Source organism: Bradyrhizobium sp. LeoA1Lang (assembly GCF_055413685.1).
Genome location: NZ_JBVAPG010000144.1, coordinates 1 through 20,357, shown reverse-complemented (window position 1 = coordinate 20,357; position 20,357 = coordinate 1). Strand labels below are relative to the sequence as shown.

The window sequence follows — 20,357 nt, the reverse complement described above, 5'->3', positions numbered from 1 at the left end:
GCTGCAATTCGTGATGCGCCTTGTGCAGCGCCTCGTAGGCGCGGCGAAGCTCGCCGATCGGGCGCCCGGTCAGCACCACGCCGATGAAGCGGCCGCGATGATCGTGGCGCGGTGAGCTGTTGATGGCAAAGAGATCGGAGCTGCCGCCCTCGCTCGGAAACCGCAGCTCACCGTCGACGACGTCAGCCGCGCTGCGGGGCTTCAGGAGCGGGACCAGCTTGGCTTTGTCCGCGGCATCGATGATATCCGCGATGTTCCTGCCAACGATATCAGTAACACTGCAGCCTAGCGTGTGCTGGAACGCGGAATTTACCTGCTGCACCAGCCCTTTCGAGTCGCAGACGATGAGGATGTCAGAGACGGATTCGATGACGTTGGTGACGAAGGCCTACGCTTCCTCGAGCTCCGCATTCTTGTGCTCAAGGTCGACCTCGTAGCGCAGGAGGTCGGAATAGACCTCGTCCATCTTGCGGATGACTTCGATCCAGGCGCCCTCGCGCTCGTGATCGAACTCGATCGCGCCGCGATTGGTGACCAGCTTGAGCAGCGATTGGGTCTCGCCGGCTTCAGGAGAATGCGTCGCCTTTGGCATTTTTTCTCAAATCATACCTGGACAGCTTGTTCCTGAGACCGACGCGCGACAGCCCAAGCTCGCTCGCGACCCGGCTGATATTGCCTTCGTACCGCTCCAGATAGCTGATGATAACCGACTTCTCGAGATCCTCCACCTTGTCCTTGAGGTTCGCCGACCCGTTCAGCTTGCCATGGACCACCGCGGCCGCCTGCTTGCCGTTGCGCCGGCCGAGCAGCGGGGCTCGCAACTCGTCGGCATCGGCCAGAACCGCCATGCGCTGGATCTCGTTCTGCAGCTCGCGCACGTTGCCGGGCCAGTGGTACTTGACGAACGCCTCGAGCGCCGAAGCCGCAAAGCGCAGGCTCGGCCGGTTGAAGGAGGTTTTGACCGACGCCAGCACCCCTTCCGCGATCAGGGGAATGTCCATCGGGCGCTCACGCAGCGCCGGCATGTGGACGGGAAACGCCGCCAGGCGATAGTAGGGATCGCGCCGGAAGCGGCCCGCCTCGACCTCGGCCTCGAGATCGCGGTTGGTCGCGGCGACCACGCGAACGTCGACCTTGCGCACCCGCTGCGCGCCGAGCGGCCGAATCTCGCTCTCCTGCAGTACACGCAGTTTTACCTGGAACGCCGGCGAGGTCTCCCCGATCTTGTCGAGGAAGATGGTGCCGCCGTCGGCGACCTCGAACAGGCCGATGCGATCCTGGTAGGCGCCGGTGAAGGCGCCCTTCTTGCAGCCGAACAATTCGCTTTCGAGCAGCTCGTCGGGCAGCGCGCCGCAGTTCTCGACCACGAAGGCCTTTCTGGCCCGGGCCGAGCCGTAGTGGATGGCGCGCGCCAGCAGTTCCTTGCCCGTCCCGGACTCGCCCGTGATCAGCACCGAGATGTCGTATTCGGCGGCGCGCCGGCCGAGCTCGATGACGCCATGCATCGGACTGTCAGGCGAGTGCACGATGCGGTTGAAGTCGTAGAGCTGCTTTGCGGCGCCGCGCTTGACCGAAACGACCTTCTTGATGTGCTGCGGCGTCGCCCTGACGTCGACACCCGCGGTCTCCGTCTCCTTCTGCAGCCGGTAGAGCTGGACCGCCTCCTTGACGATGTCGATAAGGCGGTCCGGTTGCCAGGGTTTTGTGATGTACTGATAAATGCCGGCCTCGTTGAGCCCGGCGATGATGTCCTCCGAGTCCGAATAGCCGGAGATGATCATCCGCACCGGATCGGGCCAGAGCTCCTCCGCCGCGCTGCCGGCGCAGAGCACCTCGAAATCGTCGTGGAGGACGCGTCGCAGCGCTTCCTGCGAGCGGACCTCGTCGTCCACGACCAGAATGGTTCCCTGCACGCTCATGATGGCACCACCATAGGGGTGGAGTGGTCAGGCGCGCGCCGAGACCGGTGATTGGCGATGGTCAGCGGCGTGCGCGACTTCGGCACCTTGTGGATGAAGTTGAAGCGGGCAACGTGGTAGCTCGGGTCGAATCCGTAGAAATTGAGCCGCATCCGCCGCAGCTCCTCATCGCGATAGGCCTCCAACGGCTTTTCGGCCTCATGGGCCGCGCGCCGTCGCTGCTTGTCGGCAAGGCGCGCGGCAAAACCTTCGTCCACCGCCATGGCGATCCCGAGTTTCACGAAGTTCGCGTCCGCAAGCTCCGCGCCGGACAGCACGCGGTCGACGATGCCGAGGCGCCGCGCCTCCACTACTCCCATCGGGAGCCGGTATTGCGTGATCCGGGTGGAATTCGCAGCCCCCGCGCGGCGCGGCAACAGATAGGTCCAGTACTCCGAGCCGTAGAGATTGCCCATGTCCTTGTAATGCGGATTGAGGACGACCTGGTCGCTGGCCCAGACTTCATCGGCAGCGAGGCTCAGGAAGACGCCGCCCGCACCCGCATTGCCGCGAATGACCGAGACGACCAGGCGGTCGGTGGTCTCGATGATCGCGCGGGCGAGATCGTCAATCGCGTTGATGTTACGCCAGGACTCATCCGCGGCGCTGTCGGCCGCCTCGATCTCGGCGAGATGAATACCGTTCGACCAGTAGTCGCGGCCGCCGGTCAGGAGCAGCACCTTGGTCGGGCGCGCCAGCGCAGCCCGATAGGCGCCGAGCAGGGCTTCGCAGTCGCCGCTACTCATGGCGCCGTTATAGAAGGAGAATCGCAGCTCGCCGACCTCGCCATGCTCGCGATATCGGATCGGAGCGTAGCCGCAACCGGACCGGTGCGGCAGGTGCGCCGCCGCTGCGGCGAAGATTTTTGCCGCCGGCAGCTTCAGGCTCTTCGGCGCGAGCCGCCTGACTTGGCCGATCCAGACCGCGCCGTCGACCGTGGCACGCGCCAGCGCGCCGCCGCATTGGGCCACTATGGTGCCGGGTACGCCGGAAATGTCATGCGCTTCGTGTACGTCGAACAGCCTGACATCCTCAAAGAACAGGCTGTCGGCAAGGCCTGGCATGCCGTCGGCGCTGTTGACTTTGCGCAGGACGGTCGCGGTCGTGTCGTTCTGCCAGTCGATCGTCCGGTCCGCCTGGCGGCACGGTCCGCGGACGCGGATGCGCGGATCACCCGCGCACATCGGTGGCGGCGTCGGCCGTCCGGACTCAATCGCCCCGATGGCTTCGAGTACCGCCTCGACGGCGCACGACGTCATCTCGTTGCGGTAGATGCTGGACTTGGCTGCGCGCCGCATCGGGAAGGTGCGGAACGCCCAGACCGGGCCGGCGTCGAACTCGCCATCCGCCTGCAATACCGTGACGCCCCACTCGTCGGCGCCTTCGAGGACCGCCCAGTCAAGTGCGGCCGGTCCGCGGTCGCCGGGCGGGCCGGGATGGACGATCAGGCAGCGCACGCTGCGCCAGACGTCCTCCGGGATCGCCCGCTTCAGGAACGGCGCGACCACCAGGTCGGGCCGATGCAGCGCCACGCTTTCGCGCGTGACGTCGGCATGAATGTCGAGCTCGACCGAGACCGCGTGGCCTCGCTCCCTAAGCTCGACGTGAAGTCGCTGCGTCAGGCTGTTGAAGGAATGCGACAGGAGCAGGATGCGCATCGTGGGCCTCAGCAGATTCCTCAACAGATTCTCGGCAGTTGCTCGCCCGACAGCCAGTCGACGATCCGTCCGCCGACAAAACTCGTCGCCATCTGCACGAAATGATGATCGTCGGCAACGGCCTCGCCGATGTCGGCAACGTCACGGCCGAGCGGATGTGCCTGCATCGCGGTCAGCACCGCATCGGCAACCTCCGGCGCGACGATCGCGACTAGCTTGCCCTCGTTGGCGACGTGGAGCGGATCGAGCCCGAGCAGCTCGCAGGCCGCTGCCACGCCCGGCTTCACCGGGATCGCCTCTTCGTGGAGACGGAAGCCGAGGTCGGATTGCTGGGCGATCTCGTTCATCGTGGCGGCGAGCCCGCCGCGCGTGGGATCGCGCATCAGGCGGATGCCGCGACCGCCGGCTTTCACCATCTCCGCGACGAGGTCGTGCAGCGACGCCGAATCCGAGACGATCTCGGTCTCAAAGGCGAGATTCTGCCGCTTGGACATGATGGCGACGCCGTGATCGCCGAGCGTGCCGGAGATCAGCACGCGATCGCCGACCCGCGCGTTCTCGGCCGAGAGATCGAGCCCGTCAGGCACGACGCCGACGCCGGCCGTCGAGATGAACAAGCCGTCGGCCTTGCCGCGCTCGACCACCTTGGTGTCGCCGGTGATGATGTGGACGCCAGCCGTGCGCGCGGCTTCTCCCATGGACTCCGCGATCAGCTTGAGGTCAGCGAAGCGAAAGCCCTCCTCGATGATGAAACTCGCCGAGAGATAGAGCGGCCGCGCGCCGGCCATGGCGATGTCGTTGACGGTGCCGTGCACCGCGAGCGAGCCGATATTGCCGCCGGGGAAGAACAGCGGCGAGACTACATAGCCGTCCGTCGTCATCACCATGCGCCCGGCGCCGACGTCGAATGCCGATTGATCATTGCCGCGCGCGAGCCATTCATTGCCAAAAGCCTCGTGGAACAGGCCCGAGATCAATTGCGCCATGGCGCGGCCCCCTGAGCCGTGGGACAGGTCGACGCAGCCGTTCCTGATATCGAGCTTGCGCTGATAGCCCTTCATGACGCCCGCCTCTGCTGATGGTCGCGGAAGCGGCCATAAGTCCAGTGCGCGGCGCAGGCGCCTTCGGAGGAGACCATGCAGGACCCCATCGGCGTCTCCGGCGTGCAGACGGTGCCGAACAGCTTGCAATCGACCGGCTTCTTCACCCCGCGCAAAATGGCGCCGCATTCGCAGGCCGGATTGTCGTCGACGCGCAGCTCGTTCATTTCGAACCGGACCTCGGCGTCGTATTTGGCGTAGGCGCGCTTCAGCTTCAGCCCGCTATACGGCACCTGCCCGAGCCCGCGCCACTCGAACTGATCGCGAAGCTCGAAGATGTCGGAGACCTCCTCCTTGGCGCGCAGATTGCCGTCGCGGGTCACCGCCCGGCTATACTGGTTCTCGACCTCGTGCCTGTTCTCGTTGACCTGCCGCATCAGCATCAGGATCGCCTGCATCATGTCGAGCGGCTCGAAGCCTGCGATTACGACCGGCTTGCCGAATTCTTCCGCAAAGAACTCGTAAGGCGCGGTGCCGATGATGGTCGAGACATGGGCGGGTCCGACGAAACCGTCGATCTCGACGCGGCCGATGTTGCGGATATCGGGGCTCTCCAAGATGTTTTGCATCGCCGGCGGCGTCAGCACGTGGTTGCAGAACACGCTGAAGTTTTCGAGCTGCTTCTTCTCGGCCAGACGGATCATGACCGCGGTCGGCGGCGTCGTGGTCTCGAAGCCGATGGCGAAGAAGACGACCTCGCGCTCGGGATTCTCCTCCGCGATCCGGATCGCGTCGATCGTGGAATAGACCATGCGGATGTCGGCGCCGCGCGCTTTCGCCTTCAGGAGCGACGCTCCTTGCGAGCCCGGAACGCGCATCAGGTCGCCATAGACGCACAGGATGATCTCCGGCCGCGCCGCCAGCCGGATGGCCATGTCGATGCGCCCGGCCGGCAGCACGCAGACCGGACAGCCGGGGCCGTGGATCATCAGCACGTGCTTCGGCAGCATGTCCTCGAGGCCGTAGCGCGAGATCGCATGCGTATGGCCGCCGCAGAACTCCATGAAGCGATAGGGTCTCTCGGGATGCGCCTCCGCGCGGATGGCTTTCGCGAGCCCCAGCGCGATCTCCTTGTCGCGAAACTCGTCGGCATATTTCATGAGACGGCTCCCTGTCCCTCGGCGCTGAGCTCGCGCAGCAATTCGAGCGTCCGCCTCGCCTCCTCCGGATCGATCTTCGTCAGGGCGTAGCCGACATGGATGATCACGTAGTCGCCGACGGCGAGGTCCTCGATCAACGCGACCGAGATCTCCTTGCTGACTCCGTCGATGGAGACGATCGCCATCTCGTCGGGCAGAAGTCTTGTGATCTCAGCAGGTATGGCAAGACACATCAGGCGGTTCCTTCCAGGCCGTGCTGTTCGAGTTGAAGCGCGGCGATCCAGGCCTGACCGAGGCTGAGACCGCCGTCATTGGGTGGCAGCTGCCGCGGCAGGAGCGGCGCGAGGCCGGCGGCAATGCAGCCGCGTCCGATCTCGTTCGACAGGATCGCGTTGAGGAAGCAGCCGCCGCTCAGGGTGACGGTCGTAGTTCCGGTCTCGCGCGCCGCGCGGGTAATCCAGTCGACGCAGGCCGCGGCGAAAGTGCCGTGGAACAGCTCGGCTCCCTCGACGGGATCGAACCTCTCGGCTGCAAGGCGCGCGAGCAACGGCAGCAAAGACAGCACGCCGTGCGCGATGGTCCAGCCGTCTTTCATGATACGGAGCATGCGAACCAGTGCCTCCAGCCTCATCGCGGCTTCGCCTTCATAGCCCTGCACCGGGCAAAGACCCAGCAACCCTGCGGCTGCGTCGAACAGCCGACCGGCGCTGGTCGTCGTCGGCACGCCTGTTTGCTCGAGCAAGGCGGAGAGACGCGCGGCCTGCGGCTGCGCCGCAAAGCGAGCCGCAACCGTCTCGCCGCGTCCCAGGGCATGCAGCACGCCAGCGGCGATCCGCCACGGCTCGCGCGCGGCGCGATCACCGCCCGGCATCTTCATCGGCGCGAGATGGCCGAGCCGCCGGAACCGCGCGCCGTCGCATAGCAAGATCTCGCCACCCCAATTGCCGCCATCGCTGCCATGGCCAAAACCGTCGAGCACCAGCGCCAAGACCGGTCCGGCGACGCCATGTTCCGCCATCACGGAGGCCGCGTGGGCATGATGGTGCTGGACCGCGATCAGCCGCTTCCCGCGTCCTTCCGCAAAGCGGGTCGAGGCCATGTTCGGATGCAAATCATGGGCGACGACGACCGGCTCGACGTCCAGCGTTGAAAGCAGGTGATGCACCGTCTCCTCGAAGAAGCGGATGCCCTCCGCGGTGTCGAGGTCGCCGATGTGCTGGGAGACGAAGGCCTCTCTGCCCCACGTGACCGTCACGGTCGATTTCAGGGCACCGCCGACGCCAAGGATCGGCGGCACGGCGCGCGCGAGGCGGACCGGTTCGGGCACATAGCCGCGGGCGCGGCGGAGGAATTGCGTACGGCCTGCAACGACCGCCGCCACGGAATCGTCGGCACGGGTGACGATGTCGCGGTCATGGGTGACGATGAGATCGGCGATGCCGGCAAGGCGCCGCTCCGCCTCGCGATTGTCGATCAGGAGCGGCTCTCCGCCGGGATTGGCGCTAGTGGCGACGATCGCCCAGCTTTCGCCGGCCCGCTTATGCGCCGAGTTCAGCGCGTTGAAGATCAGGTGATGGAGCGGGGTGACTGGCAACACGACGCCGAGCAGCGACAGTTCCGGCGCGATCGCAGGCGCGAGCCGATGGTGCGACGGCATCAGCACTATCGGCCGCGGCGACGTTTGGAGCAACGCAAGCTCGGCGGCATCGGCGCCGGCGATGTCAGCGACCGCATCCACCGACCCGACCATGACGGCAAAAGGTTTTTGGTCGCGCTGCTTGCGCTGCCGCAGCCGCCGCACGACCCGCTCGGCGCGGGCATCGCAGAGGAGCTGATAACCGCCGAGCCCCTTGATCGCGACGATTTTGCCGCCGGCAATCGCAGAGGCGACGTCTGCGATTTCGTGGCTGAGCCTCGGGCCGCATTGTGGGCAGGCGATCGCCTCGGCATGAAAGCGGCGGCTCCTGGGATCTGCGTAATCCTCCGCACAGGTTTTGCACATCGCAAAGCGCTTCATCGCCGTGGCCGAACGGTCATAGGGCAGCCGCTCGGCAATGGTGTAGCGCGGACCGCAATGGGTGCAGTTGACGAAGGGATAGCGATGAAAGCGGCTGGTCGGATCGAACAGCTCGCGCAAGCATTCCTTGCAGGTTGCGGCATCGGCGACGATGCGCGTCGACACCCTGCCCTGCTCGCTGGCGCGGATACAAAACTCCGCGCTTGCGACCGCGCCGACCGGCTGCACGGAAATCTCGTCGATCCGGGCAAGCGGCGGCTTTTCGAGCGGCAGCGCCGCGACGAAGTCCGATGCGCGCTCGCCCTCGACCTCGATGACGACACCGTGGGAATCGTTGGCGACGAAGCCGCCGAGGCGATAGCGCGTGGCGAGACCATAGACATAGGGACGAAAGCCGACGCCCTGCACCGCGCCGCGCACGTGCAGACGCAGCCGCCGTCCGTCCAATGTTACGGCCTCGCCGCCCATTGTCACTCCGCCGCCGTCATCGAGGCTGGCTTCATCGTCAAAACCCGCTTGCCGATCCAGGCATAGAAGGCCGGGAAGCCTTCGCCGGTGCGCGCCGATACCGTCAGCACTTCGATGTTCGAATTGACCCGCCGCGCATATTCGATGGTCTTCGCGAGATCGAAGTCGAGCACGGGCGCGAGATCGATCTTGTTGATCAGCATCAGGGATGAGGCCGCGAACATGTCCGGATATTTCAGCGGCTTGTCTTCGCCCTCGGTGGTTGAGAACACCACGATCTTGCAGGCCTCGCCGAGATCGAATGCGGCCGGACACACAAGATTGCCGACATTCTCGATGAAAAGGAGGCCACCATTCAGCCAGGGCAGCCGGTCATAGGCCTCACCGACCATGGCGGCATCGAGGTGGCAGCCCTTGCCGGTGTTGACCTGGATCGCCGGCACGCCAGTCGCGCGAATACGCTCGGCATCGTTGGAGGTCTGCTGGTCGCCTTCGATCACGCCGATCGCAAAACTATCCTTCAATTCGGATACGGCGCGGACCAGCAGCGAAGTCTTGCCTGCGCCGGGGCTCGAGACCAGGTTGAAGACCAACACATCGTCGGCGCGGAAACGCGCGCGGTTGTCGGCGGCGAGCCGGTCGTTTTTGTCCAGAATGTCGCGCTCGACCTGGATGATGCGATCGCTGCTCATACCCGCGATCTTTTGGCCTGCCGGATTTGCGCCGCAGTCGACTAAGCCGGCATCGCCCGGCGCATGGTCGTGGAGATGGTGGTGTTCATGGCCGTGACCGTGATGATGTGGATGATGATGCCCGTGGTGACCATGGTCATGATCGTAATGATGATCATGTGTATGTTCGATGGACGCCTTGCCGTCGCTGCAGCCGCAGACCGTACACATCAGTCGATCTCCAATTCTCTTACACGCATCTCTTCGCCGCTCGTCACTTGCAATTGATAGCCGCCGCAGGAGAGGCACGGCTCGTAACGCTGCTTGATCTCGACGCTTTTTGAACAGGCCATGCACCAGGCTGTTCCCGGCGTCTCGACGATCTCGAGTTTTGCGCCTTGCGCAATGGTTCTTGCGGCGACGGCCTCGAAGCAAAATTTCATCGCCTCCGGCGCGACGTGGCTGAGCGCTCCGATTTCGAGGCAGACGACATTCACCTTGGTGAAGGAGCGCTTGCGCGCTTCCTCCTCGACAATGCCGACGATGCCTTCGCACAGCGCCATCTCATGCATGGCCCGCCTCGCGAAAACTGAGGCTGAAGCCGACGCAGGGGTCAAACGAGTCGACCAGCATGCGGACCGCATCCTGTCCCTGGCGGCCGGCGGCAAGCAGCAAGCCCTTGAGGCTGCGGACCAGCGGTCCGCGGGCATGGAAATTCCACTCGGTCGGCGCCAGGAATTCGAAGCTGACGATGCGATCCTCGTCGTCGAGCGCAACCGCGTGGTAGAGGCGGCCGCGCGCGCATTCGACCGCAGCCGCGCCCTTGCCGGTACCGAGCCGATAGCTCGCGACCACGCCGTCATCAAAATCCTCCTCGCGGCCATCGAGCCAAGCGCAGAGCTCTGCCACCTCGGTGATGCGCGCCTTGAGCCGCGCGGCGGGGCTCGCGCCCGCAGACAGGCCCGGTTCGCGCCCCGCCCGGCGCGCCCAGATGCCGGTTTCTGGAATTTTGCTGCTGACTTCCGGCGCATCGGAATAGGCCGCACCATCCGCCAGCAGGCGCGTGACGATTTCGAGATCGTCAGCCGCGGTCAGGAATGATTGCTCGGCCACCGGCCGCGACAATGCTTCGCCATCGCAGCGAGCGACAAATGCGGCGAGCGCGCTGCCCGGCGCGAGCGCCTGGCCGTCGCCGGCGATCCCCAGCGCGGCGAGCGCAGCTTTGATCTGTGCGACCGCGTCGCGACGGAAGGCTTGTGGCACGCCTTCGCTCGCGCCGCTTAGGATCGTGCTTGCCTGCATCATGCCACGCACGGCGGAGGCGCTTGCGCGGTCTAGCGCGAACCGTCCGATAAACAGGCCGCGCAGCAACTCGGTAAGTCGCTCAGAGGCGACCGCAATGGCTCGACTCTGCACGATCGCTTGCGTCGCGTCCTGCCCCTGCGCCGCCTCGACCGCCGACAGGAGCGCCACCTGATGGGCGACCGAGCAGAGCGAGAACAGCCGCGGCAGCACCGATAGCAGCGAAGCCGCCGGCTTTCCCGCAAACAGCCGCGTCAATGGCGGCCGGCTGCGCGGCCGGATCGCGACATCGGCGATCGTGGCGCCGGCAAGCCACACCGTGATGTCGATCTCATTGCGGAAGGCCAGGCTCATCCGCGCCGCTCCGTCAAAGCCCCACGCAGGAAGTTACGCCGATCGATCGAGGTTGTCGCGGGCTCGCGGCGGCGGACCGCCTCCTCGCTGTCGGCCGGCAGCATGAGTTCGGCGAGCGCGGCTTCGGCCGTCGCCCGCGCCGCCGCCATGTCGGCGAACTCAGACATCGGCGAGAACAGCGAACAGCTCGCGATCCGGCTCATTTGCCCGACCTCGCTGAGGGTAAATTCGACGTCCCCCGCGGGAAAGCGGATTCGCAGTGTCGCGCCCGAGGTGTCCCGCGCGGCGCTCGCCGGCATCACGACGTTCATGAACCAGGGCGTGACCATGATGCCGACGATGCTGCTGTTGAGCCGGCGGAAGCCGACTGCCTCGACGCTGAGCGCATCGTTGTAGATCGGCAGATCGCGCATCGCGCGCTCGCCGATCTCCCGATAGCTTCCGGCGAGAAGCTCGCCCCACGCCACGGCGTCGGCGTCGGCGTCGGGATTTGGCGCGCTCCCCGTCATGCTTCGATCGCCATGAATTTGGATTTCGGGGCATCGCAGTTCGGGCAATGCCACTCCGCCGGCAGCTCCGCGAACGGCGTGCCGGGTGCGATCTGCGCCACCTCGTCGCCATCAGCTGGATCATAAACGGTCCAGCAGATGCCACATTCCAGCCGCGCGACATCGGCGACATCCTGGCGCACGCCAAAGTTTTCGAAGGCGCTCATTTGAAGTAGGCCTCGATGATTTCCTGCAGCCGCTCGGCAGAGTCCTCAAAGTCCTCATCCGCGGCGATCGCGACGGTCGGCACTCCGCCGACTTCCAGCGTGTCCAGAATGATGGTGTCCATGGCGTTGAAGAACTGGACTGACCAGACATTGCGGATGCCCGTGGAAAGCACCCGGCAGGTGCCATAGCCGCGCGACACGAGCTGGATCGGTCCGTTCCGGATCGTGTCCTGCAGGAAGCTCATATCGACCGGGCTCATCGGCAGCAGCGTGAAGTTGATGATCTGCGAGCGAATGCCGGGCCGCCAAGCCAGCGCTCGCTCGCGGATTTCGGCGAGCACCGGCAGCACGTTCATGGCGCCCTCCGGAACCTGCCCGATTTCGAAATCGACGGACGTCAGGTCGGCGGCCGCGCGCCTGACGATCTCCGGAATCGCGCCGATCTCGAGATATTCGTGGTTGGCGTCGGTCTCGAGACGCACGCGCCAGAGCCCCGCCAGCACCGATTCCTGGATCTGGGCCAGCGATCCGTCCGGCAGCGCAACAACGCCTCCGACCTCGCCTTCGCCGAGCACGTCGGCCACGAGCTTGCTCTCGAGATCGTTGAGATTGCCGAGCCGGAACAGTTGAGACGGCGCGTCCGCCTTTTGGCCCGCGACGCCTTCCGCGACCCTCGAGAGCAGCGCGACCGCGTTCGGGCAGCTCTTCGCAAGCTCAGCGCTGTCGAGCGTCGCAAGCCTTGCGAGCGCGCCGGCCGCCGTCAGGCTGCCCTTCGCGGCATTGAGGCTCTCTTCGCCGATCGGAAACACGCTGACCGGTTGCTCGGCGCCTTCGGGCAAATCCCAGAATCCGACTTTCATAGCTCGACACCTTGTGCGCGATGCTGGGGAACAATGGTGACGGCGACCGCGGCGCTCTGCCCGCGCGGACGGTCGATCAGCTTGTTGATGCGGTCGATATAGACCGACCAGTCCTGGATCTTGGCGATTAGCCCCAGCGTCTCACCCTTGGCGACGAGGATCAGCGTCGGTTGCACGCGCACGCCAAAGCGCTGGCCGAGCGCGCTCTCGTCGCCGCGGGCGATGACCGCACCGCGCAGCCGGCCCCCGAACGCCGCGATCAGCTCCGGCAACACCACGGCGACATCGATCGCCTCCGGAAAGCGATTGGGATCGCCCGCCGACAGCAGCACCGCGACCGCCCCGGCCTCATCAGTCGCGCCAAGAAAATGATCGACCGTCGCGGCGTCGACCTCATTCAGGCCGTGCCGCGTCAGATCATGCTTCCCTACCTGGAATTCCATCAGACCTCCCCTGACAAGCATATGAAGTTGCTCGGGATAGGAATTAGCAAGTCATGTGCCAGCACGCGCTAGCGACTTTTCGGATTTATATCATTGATTTACATCATGTATTTTATGACACGCAAGATGACTCGCGCCCCAATGATAAGATACTTTCCATTTCTGATGAAAGCCAACTTTGCAGATAGAAAGATACCTTCCACGCAGCCCGTTGTGCGCCCGCACGCCGATCCGGCCGCGGATGCATGCCTGGACGTTGGCCTATTCCGACCGAAGGTGCGCGGGCAGTTGCGGCTCGCGGCCGATCAGGTCGGCGAAAGAGCGGTCGCAATCCTCGCCGTCGAGCGCCGCACCAAGACCGTCGATCGCAGCTCCGATCAGCCGCGCCTCTTCCTCATCGAGACACCGGATCGCGGTGTCGATATAGACGAGCACATGGGCGCCAACCGGAGGGTTGGAGAGCAGCAGCATGGAGACGCGGCGCTGCTCGCCGCGAAATTCGCACAGCGCCGACATGCCGTCGGTCTCGACAATTGTCATCGGCAGGCCGAGGCACATCGCGCTGTCTCCGGAGCGCGCCGGTCAGGCCGGCCGCATCTCGTAATTGGCGTGATTGATGTCATTGGCGAGCAGCCGCTCGGACTGCGCCAACGGCGCGCTGCGGCGGCTGACCGTGACGTCCCACTCGGCCAAGATCTCGCAGGCGAGATCGATCGCAGGCGAGATCTGCTCGCGCACCGGCGGCGTCAGCGGCCCGCCCCAATCCTCGAGATCGAGCGGCTGGCAGCCGATCAGTACGAGATGCTTTGGGCAGCGGCCGAGCAAATCGGCGGCGCTGATCACTTCCTGGAAGCCGGTCTGGTGCAGGCTCATCTTCTTGGCGCCGGTGAAGCGCGGCACCTCGTCGTCGCGCACGAGCTTCAACTGGCCGGGTTCGAGGCCGTAGTCGATGGCGTCGAACACGATCATGCGGTCGGCCTCTTCCAGATAGTTGACGAGGTAGAGACCCTGCGTGCCGCCGTCGAGGATGGTGACGTTACCAGGCACGGCGTAGCGGCGGTGGAACTCCTCCACCGCGCGCACGCCAAATCCTTCGTCGGCCCACAGGATGTTGCCGATGCCGAGCACCAGGATGCGGTTGTCTTGCGAGAATGTCGGCATCGGCAGCTTTTCAATTTCAATCGCGGAATTGACGTTCGCCGGAGATCATCGAGGAGATGATGCTCTGGCGTGACATGATGTCTTCGCGGACCGCGGCGTAGACGTGCACCATCACGAACACGACCAGCGCCCACATGCCGAGATGATGCCAGGTGTGAACATCCTGGCTGTTCGGCCAGATCGCAAACACCCAGCCGAACAGCTTGTGCTGCCAGCTATCGATACCCGCACCTTCCGAATAGAGCGCAAAGCCGGTGACGATCATGAAGGTCACGAACAGCGTGAAGCCGGTGAACATCGCGGTCTGCGCCAGCGGGTTGTGGCCGACATACATCTTCGGCTGGCGCTCCAGGAACGCGTACCAGCGAATCTCATGCAGCACTTCCTTCCAGAACTGCCGACGATGCACCGGCAGATAGAAGATCTGCCGGGAATGGTGGTTGCCGGCGAAGGCCCACAGGATTCGCGCGAGGAAGAACACCGCGAGCACCTGCCCGGCCGCGAAATGGGCAAAGCGGATATAGCCCATCACGAAGTTGGCGGACGCCTCGCCCTCGACCGACGGCAGCGGCGTCCCGATCAGATAGCCGGTGACCATCAGGATCAGAATCGAGAACGCATTCACCCAGTGGCAGATGCGCACCGGCGCTTCGTAGACATAGACGGTGGGCCGGCCCACCGCATGTTCGCCGGCTGCATCGGCCGCGATCTCGGTGAGGTCCTGTTCGGATTCCGCCGGAGATGCAACTGCATCCATCATGACCGCCTCCTACCTGACCTTGACTTTGGCGAGCTCCTGGCCGTCCGGACTCATAACGTGGGTCGAACAGGCCAGGCATGGATCGAAGGAATGGATCGTTCGCAGGATCTCCAATGGCTGCTCGGGATTGACCATCGGCGTATTCATCAGCGAGGCCTCGAATGCGCCGATATTGCCCTTGGGGTCGCGCGGCGAGCCGTTCCAGGTGGTCGGTACCACGCACTGGTAGTTGTCGATCTTGGTCTCCTTGATCTTGATCCAGTGCGCGAGCGCGCCGCGCGGGGCCTCGGTGAAGCCAAAGCCCTTGGCTTCCTTCGGCCAGCTCTCCGGCTTCCACTTGTCGACGTTCGCGGTCGAGCTGTCGCCGGCCTTGATGTTGGCGATAAGCTTGTCCTGGAAGTAGCGCATCTGGCGCCCGGCCCAGACCGACTCGAGCGCACGCGCAGCGGTGCGGCCGAGCGTCGAGAACAACGCCGACATTGGCAGATTGAGATCCTTGAGGAACTTGTCGACGGGATCCTTGAACTCGGCCTTGTTCTGCGCATAGCCGACGACCCAGCGCGCCAGCGGGCCGACCTCCATGGCGTGCCCGTTCCAGCGCGGTGCCTTGATCCACGAATACTTGCCGCCCTCGTCGAGTTGCTCGATCGCGGTCTTGGTGCCCTTGGCATTGGGCCCGAGCACGTAGTTCGGCTCGGTGACGCCGTCCCAGGGATGAAGGCCCTTGGTTTCGTCGGGATATTTGTACCAGGAGTGGACCACGAACTCCTGAATCTCGTCGGGGTTGGCATGATCGACCGGAAGTACCTCGGACAGATTGCCGTTGATGATGGCGCCCCGCGGCAGCTTCAGGTTCTTGGCGGAATAGTCGTTCGCATGTTCGGGCACGTCACCATAGGCGAGCACGCTCTGGCCCGAAATGCCGCCGCCATAAAGCCAGTCCTTGTAGAACGAACCGATTGCAGCCACGTCGGGCAGATAAACCATCTCGTTGAACTCAATGATACGATCGATGATCGAGGAGATCAGGTTCAACCGCTCCATGTTGATGGCGCCGACGGCGCCGGTGCCGTCGACATTGATCGGACAGGGAACACCGCCGACAAGCCAGTTCGGATGCGGATTCTTGCCGCCGAAGATGGTGTGGATCTTGACGATCTCCTTCTGGAAATCGAGCGCTTCCAGATAATGCGCCACTGCCATCAGATTGGCCTCCGGCGGCAGCTTGTAGGCCTTGCTGCCCCAATAGCCGTTCTTGAACGGACCCAACTGTCCGGACTCGACGAACTTCTTCAGGCGGGTCTGCAGATCCTTGAAATAGCCGGGCGAGGACAGCGGCCAGCTCGAGATCGACTGCGCGAGCGTCGAGGTCGCACGCGGATCGGCCGAGAGCGCGGAGACGACGTCCACCCAATCCAGCGCATGCAGGTGATAGAAATGGACGACGTGGTCGTGCACCTGCAAGGCAAGCTGCATCAGGTTGCGAATCGAATTGGCGTTCTCCGGAATGGTGATCCCGAGCGCGTTCTCGACCGCGCGCACGGACGTCAGCGCGTGCGTGCCGGTGCAGACACCGCAGATCCGTTCGGTGAACGCCCAGGCGTCGCGCGGATCACGGTTCTTCAGGATCACTTCGATCCCGCGCCACATCGTGCCAGTGGAGACCGCGTTGCGGATGACGTTATCGGCGTCGACATTGACCTCGACCCGCATGTGGCCTTCAATCCGCGTAACCGGATCGACGACGATGCGCTTGCCGGAATTGTCGAGATTGAAGCCGTTGGGAGTCTGGATACCCATGGTTGTCCTTGCCCAAGTGTGTCTTTATGTTTAGCTGTTGTGATCGGCGTCTTCGCGCTTGCTCGCGAGCCGCTTCACCGCGGTCACCGCCGCATGCGCGGCCACTGCGGCGCCGACGGCGCCGGCCGCCGCCATGCCGATCTGGTCGGCATTTTTCTCGATGCCGAACTGCTTGATGTTGGTGAGACGGTCGTAGAACGAGCCCTTATCCCAGAAGCCGTCCTCCGAGCAGCCGATGCAGCCATGGCCCGACTGGATCGGAAACGAAACGCCGCCGTTCCAGCGCACCGTCGAGCAGGCGTTGTAGGTGGTCGGGCCCTTGCAGCCCATCTTGTAGAGGCAATAGCCCTTGCGCGCGGCCTCGTCGTCCCACTCCTCGACGAACTGGCCGGCATCGAAATGTGGCCGCCGATAGCACTTGTCGTGAATGCGCTGCGAATAGAACATTTTCGGCCGGCCCTGTCGGTCGAGCTCGGGCAGTTTGCCGAAGGTGGTGATGAAGGTGACGACGCCGGTCATCACCTCGGCGATCGGGGGGCATCCCGGTACCTTGATGATCGGCTTGTTGGTGATGACCTTGTCGATGGGCGTCGCCTGTGTCGGATTGGGCTTTGCCGCCTGCACGCAGCCCCAGGACGCACAGGCACCCCAGGCGATGATCGCCATCGCGTCCTCGGCCATCATCTTCAGCTTCTCGACGAACGGCTTGCCGCCGTCGATACAGAACATGCCGCCTTCATTCAGTGGCGGATTGCCCTCAACCGCGAGGATGTACTGGCCTTTGTGCTTGGCGCGGGTTTCCTCGAGTATGGCTTCCGCCTGGTGACCTGCGGCCGCCATGATGGTGTCATCGTAGTCGAGCGAGATCATCGACAGCACCGCATCCTTGACCAGCGGGTGCGCGGAGCGGATGAAGCTCTCGGAGCAGCAGGTGCATTCGAGACCGTGCATCCAGATCACAGGCACGCGCGGCTTGGTCTCGAGCGCATTCGCAATGCGGCTCGCCGCCAGCGGCCCGAGCCCGAGGCTCGTCGCCGTGAGGCTGCAGAATTTGTGAAAGCTCCGACGCGTGATGCCTTGCCACCTGATCACGCTGTAAAATGTTTCCGTCGCCGCGCCCATGAATCCTCCCGTCTTCGGTTTTGACCTGTCGATGACGACTAGGACAGCAAGAAGCAGGCCAATCCTCGCGCGCGCGATGAAAGTGGAGGAATTCCAGACTGTTGCAGACTTGAATTGCCCAAAGCGCAGCGCTCGAACAGGCTTCGCAAGCCCGAAGCGGAAACAAGTCGGTTTCCAGACGGCACAAGTTCCCGCTTACGCAGCGCGGGAATATTTAGTGCGCGGTGCACACCATGCAGGGATCGAACGAGCGCACGATGTGCTGGATTGCGACGGCGCGCGGCCCGGCATCGCCGACGTCGGTACCGACCAGAGCCTGCTCCAGCGGGCCGCCGACATCGAAGGAATCGCGCGGCGAAAAATTCCACGTCGTCGGCGCGATGATCTGGTAGCGTTCGATCCTGCCGTCCCGAACCGCCATCCAGTGCCCGAGACTGCCGCGCGCGGCTTCGACCAGTCCGACATAGCTTCCGTTGGGAGTCTCGCGCGTATTGTGGCAGAATGGCTCCGACAGTCGCAGCGCGCGCGTCCATTGCTCCATCGCAAGCGCGATGCGCGCGGTCTCGATCAGCCGCGCGATCACGCAATTGCGCACATTGGTTCCGCTGACCGACACTAGGTCCGCAATCAGTGCCTGGCCCGCCACGGTCTGGCGCGCGATCGCGCCAACCTCGATCGGCTGCCCCGAGAGCCGCGGCGCCTTGCACCAGCTATAGGCCGCCGGCTTGTCGGGATCGGGAACCGTGCTGCTGTGAGCGGGATCCGCGGATGAACCCCGCATCCAGGCGTGCGAAACGTCCTCGGTGATCTGCGTCAGCGGCAGCGGCTCGATTGCGGCTCGCGGGCCAAACAGGCCGCGCGGAAACAACTCGCCGTCGACCCCGTGATAGGCGCCATAGCTCATCATCTGGCCGGCGCCCCTGCCGAGCCCGCTCAACGCGAGACTGTCCGCAAGCCGCAGGAAAGCGCAAAGTCGCCGCCGCGGCCGTCGCGCCAGCGATCGAGCTCGCTCGCGGACGATATCGCCAGCACATTCTCCAGCGTGTCAGCAAACACGATGCGCTCGAGGAAGCTGCGAAAAGCCGTCGTGATCGACAGCAGCCGGACGCGCTCGCCGAGATCGATGGCGCGCGTGGTGCCGCCGGGCTGAAACGCAAGACTGTGGAGCCATTTCCCGGCGACGATGCCCATGGTCTCGAGCAGCCGTGCCCGCGCCGGCAACACGTCGCGCGCCGCGCTGCCGCGGGTCGCCGCAAAGCGCTCGCGCGTCTCTTCGTGCCAGCCATGCGCCGCATAGGCCTCGCGGGCAAAGTCTGGCATGAAGAAGATGTAGAAGTGGGTCAGATGGTCGGCCGCGTTCTCCCCCGCATGCGCGATGTTGGTGCCAAGCAAGCCGTTGGGCGCTGCCCGGCGGCGGCACAGATCGATTGCACGAATCTTGGCCTCGATTGAATGCTTCGCCGGTGTCGCGGAGCTGTCCGCCTCAGCATGGAGCAGCGCAATCGGCGACGATCTTGCTGCGCAGACCGCTGTCCAGAAATGGCGGCAGGCGCATCCGGTCGACCGGCTCTCTCCCGCCGAGCTTTCGGACCTCGTGGACTATGCGATCGGAGCGCCGGGCGTCGCGCTGGGCCGGGCTCTGCTGCGGCACGACCCGACGATTCTCAATCCCACGCGCTACTCCGAACTGGTGCAACTGAGTTGGCAGGGGCTTCGCGCCTATCTCGATAATCCGGTGATCCTGTCATCATTGTCGGGAAAGAGTGCGGTCGATCAGGTCATGGGTGCGGTCGTCAATGGCGGTCTTGAAAGCGTTCTCGACGAACACTTCTGGCTCCGCGCGCAGAACCTGCAAGAGGGTGCGATTGGGCTTGCCAAGGACTTGCAATCATCTCTCGGACTTCGCGCCGGCGGCTTCAGCTTCCATGGCATCGGCGGACCTCTGCATAAGATTCCCGTGCGCTGCCATGTTGCCGTGCCCTTTGGAGATGCCGAAACCGAGCCCGTCATCAAAGTGGATGGTGGCGTGGCGCAAGCCACTCCGGTCCGCCCCGACGAAGTGCGCCGTAGCTTCAACACACCCTTTTGGCCGCATGTTCTTGCCACGACGTCGGTTGGACAGGAGGGACTGGATTTTCACCCATGGTGCTCGCATGTCGTTCATTGGGATCTCTCCTCCAATCTGCTCGACCTGAGCAACGTGAAGGTCGCGTCCAGCGCTACGCGGGCCTGTCGGTCAGGCGAAGGCTGTCCGCGGAATTGCGCGATGAAGTATTGAAAGATCCCGCCCTGGCCAACGGCTCGCCGTGGCGTTGCGTACAAAGACATGCGGAGCGTTTCGTCGATGCCAGCGGCCTTCGTCCTTGGTGGGTGCTCGACGGAGCTGAAATCCGCCGCCACGTCTTCGAGCGCCCCTTTGGGAGGGACATTGCGCGGTTCGCCCAACTTCGCGAGCAGCGAATGATCTATCGGCTGGCCCTTGGACAGCCCAATCAGGAGGATTTCATCGACGTGTTGTCGCGCGGGGGCAAGGCAACCCGCACGCTGTTGCAGCCACTCATCCTTGATTTGTCCGCGATGGGTCTTCGAACGAAGGCAATCCATGCCTCGGGTATTGGTCAGAGCCCGATATCGATCGCCCCTCCTCCGGTCAGCATGGACGAAGATATGTCTGCGCGGCCGCCGCCGGCCGAGGCGACGGCCGTCGATCGAGCGATGCCTGACCGCACCGCTCAAACGTTTTACTCATAGGTCAGAAATATAGGCGACATCTGGATGCTTGAAGAAGGAACGCACCAAAGCTGGTCTGTTGCCGATGTCGGCGAGCTGGGTGCGGACTCGGTCTTCCAATTTCTCGCCTGCGCGCAG

General features: G+C 64.3%; 20 protein-coding genes and 2 pseudogenes. 2 read left to right on the top strand and 20 right to left on the bottom strand.

Annotated elements, in window-relative coordinates; all coding sequences use genetic code 11:
- From ACZYOF_RS33625 to ACZYOF_RS33530, 20 genes and pseudogenes are all read right to left on the bottom strand, one after another.
- Positions 1-592 (bottom strand): annotated as a pseudogene (locus ACZYOF_RS33625) (PAS domain S-box protein); the annotation flags it as partial.
- Positions 567-1,919 (bottom strand): sigma-54-dependent transcriptional regulator, encoded by a 1,353-nt coding sequence (locus ACZYOF_RS33620; RefSeq protein ID WP_463718464.1) that lies wholly within the window; start codon positions 1,917-1,919, stop codon positions 567-569. The gene ACZYOF_RS33620 and the pseudogene ACZYOF_RS33625, both read right to left, overlap by 26 nt.
- Positions 1,916-3,616, bottom strand: a complete 1,701-nt coding sequence (locus ACZYOF_RS33615; protein WP_463718463.1) for a hydrogenase maturation protein — start codon at positions 3,614-3,616, stop codon at positions 1,916-1,918. The genes ACZYOF_RS33620 and ACZYOF_RS33615 overlap by 4 nt, the downstream gene beginning before the upstream one ends.
- Positions 3,617-3,636: 20 nt before the next feature.
- Complete coding sequence (gene hypE, locus ACZYOF_RS33610) at positions 3,637-4,677, bottom strand: hydrogenase expression/formation protein HypE (RefSeq protein WP_130583744.1); 1,041 nt, start codon at positions 4,675-4,677, stop codon at positions 3,637-3,639.
- Complete coding sequence (gene hypD / locus ACZYOF_RS33605) at positions 4,674-5,816, bottom strand: hydrogenase formation protein HypD (RefSeq protein WP_130583743.1); 1,143 nt, start codon at positions 5,814-5,816, stop codon at positions 4,674-4,676. The genes hypE and hypD overlap by 4 nt, the downstream gene beginning before the upstream one ends.
- Entirely contained in the window at positions 5,813-6,049 is a 237-nt protein-coding gene (locus ACZYOF_RS33600; RefSeq protein WP_463718462.1) for a HypC/HybG/HupF family hydrogenase formation chaperone, read from the bottom strand. Before ACZYOF_RS33600 ends, hypD begins: the two co-directional genes overlap by 4 nt.
- On the bottom strand, positions 6,049-8,301 hold the full coding sequence (gene hypF, locus ACZYOF_RS33595; protein ID WP_394568083.1) for a carbamoyltransferase HypF: 2,253 nt from the start codon (positions 8,299-8,301) through the stop codon (positions 6,049-6,051). The genes ACZYOF_RS33600 and hypF overlap by 1 nt, the downstream gene beginning before the upstream one ends.
- Positions 8,302-8,303: 2 nt before the next feature.
- Positions 8,304-9,203 (bottom strand): hydrogenase nickel incorporation protein HypB, encoded by a 900-nt coding sequence (hypB, locus tag ACZYOF_RS33590; RefSeq protein ID WP_130582160.1) that lies wholly within the window; start codon positions 9,201-9,203, stop codon positions 8,304-8,306.
- Positions 9,203-9,544: a hydrogenase maturation nickel metallochaperone HypA gene (gene hypA, locus ACZYOF_RS33585; RefSeq protein WP_130582161.1), complete on the bottom strand. Its 342-nt coding sequence runs from the start codon at positions 9,542-9,544 to the stop codon at positions 9,203-9,205. Before hypA ends, hypB begins: the two co-directional genes overlap by 1 nt.
- On the bottom strand, positions 9,537-10,628 hold the full coding sequence (locus tag ACZYOF_RS33580) for a nickel-dependent hydrogenase large subunit (RefSeq protein WP_130582162.1): 1,092 nt from the start codon (positions 10,626-10,628) through the stop codon (positions 9,537-9,539). The genes hypA and ACZYOF_RS33580 overlap by 8 nt, the downstream gene beginning before the upstream one ends.
- On the bottom strand, positions 10,625-11,137 hold the full coding sequence (gene hybE, locus ACZYOF_RS33575) for a [NiFe]-hydrogenase assembly chaperone HybE (RefSeq protein ID WP_394568085.1): 513 nt from the start codon (positions 11,135-11,137) through the stop codon (positions 10,625-10,627). Before hybE ends, ACZYOF_RS33580 begins: the two co-directional genes overlap by 4 nt.
- Positions 11,134-11,343 carry a rubredoxin gene (locus ACZYOF_RS33570; protein ID WP_130582164.1) on the bottom strand — a complete coding sequence of 70 codons (210 nt, stop codon included), beginning with the start codon at positions 11,341-11,343 and terminating at the stop codon, positions 11,134-11,136. The genes hybE and ACZYOF_RS33570 overlap by 4 nt, the downstream gene beginning before the upstream one ends.
- Positions 11,340-12,203 (bottom strand): hydrogenase expression/formation protein, encoded by an 864-nt coding sequence (locus ACZYOF_RS33565; protein WP_394568087.1) that lies wholly within the window; start codon positions 12,201-12,203, stop codon positions 11,340-11,342. Before ACZYOF_RS33565 ends, ACZYOF_RS33570 begins: the two co-directional genes overlap by 4 nt.
- The gene (locus tag ACZYOF_RS33560; protein WP_130582166.1) at positions 12,200-12,646 is read right to left on the bottom strand and encodes a thioredoxin domain-containing protein; all 447 of its coding nucleotides are present in this window, start codon (positions 12,644-12,646) and stop codon (positions 12,200-12,202) included. Before ACZYOF_RS33560 ends, ACZYOF_RS33565 begins: the two co-directional genes overlap by 4 nt.
- A 261-nt stretch (positions 12,647-12,907) precedes the next feature.
- On the bottom strand, positions 12,908-13,204 hold the full coding sequence (locus tag ACZYOF_RS33555) for a HypC/HybG/HupF family hydrogenase formation chaperone (protein ID WP_130582167.1): 297 nt from the start codon (positions 13,202-13,204) through the stop codon (positions 12,908-12,910).
- Between the two features lie 24 nt (positions 13,205-13,228).
- Complete coding sequence (locus tag ACZYOF_RS33550) at positions 13,229-13,807, bottom strand: HyaD/HybD family hydrogenase maturation endopeptidase (RefSeq protein ID WP_130582168.1); 579 nt, start codon at positions 13,805-13,807, stop codon at positions 13,229-13,231.
- A gap of 16 nt (positions 13,808-13,823) precedes the next feature.
- Positions 13,824-14,567: a Ni/Fe-hydrogenase, b-type cytochrome subunit gene (cybH, locus tag ACZYOF_RS33545; RefSeq protein WP_130582169.1), complete on the bottom strand. Its 744-nt coding sequence runs from the start codon at positions 14,565-14,567 to the stop codon at positions 13,824-13,826.
- 9 nt (positions 14,568-14,576) lie between these two features.
- Entirely contained in the window at positions 14,577-16,367 is a 1,791-nt protein-coding gene (locus ACZYOF_RS33540) for a nickel-dependent hydrogenase large subunit (protein WP_130582170.1), read from the bottom strand.
- A 30-nt stretch (positions 16,368-16,397) separates the two neighbouring features.
- A complete protein-coding gene (locus tag ACZYOF_RS33535; RefSeq protein WP_130582171.1) occupies positions 16,398-17,489 on the bottom strand; it encodes a hydrogenase small subunit in 1,092 nt (363 codons plus the stop codon).
- Positions 17,490-17,703: 214 nt separating this feature from the next.
- Positions 17,704-18,896 (bottom strand): annotated as a pseudogene (locus tag ACZYOF_RS33530) (nickel-dependent hydrogenase large subunit); the annotation flags it as partial.
- Between the two features lie 31 nt (positions 18,897-18,927).
- Here ACZYOF_RS33530 and ACZYOF_RS33525 point away from each other — a divergent pair.
- Positions 18,928-19,767 (top strand): hypothetical protein, encoded by an 840-nt coding sequence (locus ACZYOF_RS33525; protein ID WP_394568090.1) that lies wholly within the window; start codon positions 18,928-18,930, stop codon positions 19,765-19,767.
- Positions 19,749-20,240 (top strand): hypothetical protein, encoded by a 492-nt coding sequence (locus ACZYOF_RS33520; protein ID WP_463718461.1) that lies wholly within the window; start codon positions 19,749-19,751, stop codon positions 20,238-20,240. Before ACZYOF_RS33525 ends, ACZYOF_RS33520 begins: the two co-directional genes overlap by 19 nt.
- Positions 20,241-20,357: the final 117 nt, after the last annotated feature.

Bases quoted from the DNA above. Each gene is read 5' to 3' on its own strand.
- ACZYOF_RS33580 (WP_130582162.1), bottom strand. From the start codon at position 10,628: ATGAGCCTGGCCTTCCGCAATGAGATCGACATCACGGTGTGGCTTGCC.
- hypF (WP_394568083.1), bottom strand. From the start codon at position 8,301: ATGGGCGGCGAGGCCGTAACATTGGACGGACGGCGGCTGCGTCTGCAC.
- ACZYOF_RS33570 (WP_130582164.1), bottom strand. From the start codon at position 11,343: ATGAGCGCCTTCGAAAACTTTGGCGTGCGCCAGGATGTCGCCGATGTC.
- ACZYOF_RS33555 (WP_130582167.1), bottom strand. From the start codon at position 13,204: ATGTGCCTCGGCCTGCCGATGACAATTGTCGAGACCGACGGCATGTCG.
- hypA (WP_130582161.1), bottom strand. From the start codon at position 9,544: ATGCATGAGATGGCGCTGTGCGAAGGCATCGTCGGCATTGTCGAGGAG.
- ACZYOF_RS33620 (WP_463718464.1), bottom strand. From the start codon at position 1,919: ATGAGCGTGCAGGGAACCATTCTGGTCGTGGACGACGAGGTCCGCTCG.
- ACZYOF_RS33615 (WP_463718463.1), bottom strand. From the start codon at position 3,616: ATGCGCATCCTGCTCCTGTCGCATTCCTTCAACAGCCTGACGCAGCGA.
- ACZYOF_RS33600 (WP_463718462.1), bottom strand. From the start codon at position 6,049: ATGTGTCTTGCCATACCTGCTGAGATCACAAGACTTCTGCCCGACGAG.
- cybH (WP_130582169.1), bottom strand. From the start codon at position 14,567: ATGATGGATGCAGTTGCATCTCCGGCGGAATCCGAACAGGACCTCACC.
- ACZYOF_RS33565 (WP_394568087.1), bottom strand. From the start codon at position 12,203: ATGAAAGTCGGATTCTGGGATTTGCCCGAAGGCGCCGAGCAACCGGTC.
- ACZYOF_RS33550 (WP_130582168.1), bottom strand. From the start codon at position 13,807: ATGCCGACATTCTCGCAAGACAACCGCATCCTGGTGCTCGGCATCGGC.
- ACZYOF_RS33540 (WP_130582170.1), bottom strand. From the start codon at position 16,367: ATGGGTATCCAGACTCCCAACGGCTTCAATCTCGACAATTCCGGCAAG.
- hypD (WP_130583743.1), bottom strand. From the start codon at position 5,816: ATGAAATATGCCGACGAGTTTCGCGACAAGGAGATCGCGCTGGGGCTC.
- ACZYOF_RS33560 (WP_130582166.1), bottom strand. From the start codon at position 12,646: ATGGAATTCCAGGTAGGGAAGCATGATCTGACGCGGCACGGCCTGAAT.
- ACZYOF_RS33535 (WP_130582171.1), bottom strand. From the start codon at position 17,489: ATGGGCGCGGCGACGGAAACATTTTACAGCGTGATCAGGTGGCAAGGC.
- hybE (WP_394568085.1), bottom strand. From the start codon at position 11,137: ATGACGGGGAGCGCGCCAAATCCCGACGCCGACGCCGACGCCGTGGCG.
- hypB (WP_130582160.1), bottom strand. From the start codon at position 9,203: ATGTGTACGGTCTGCGGCTGCAGCGACGGCAAGGCGTCCATCGAACAT.
- hypE (WP_130583744.1), bottom strand. From the start codon at position 4,677: ATGAAGGGCTATCAGCGCAAGCTCGATATCAGGAACGGCTGCGTCGAC.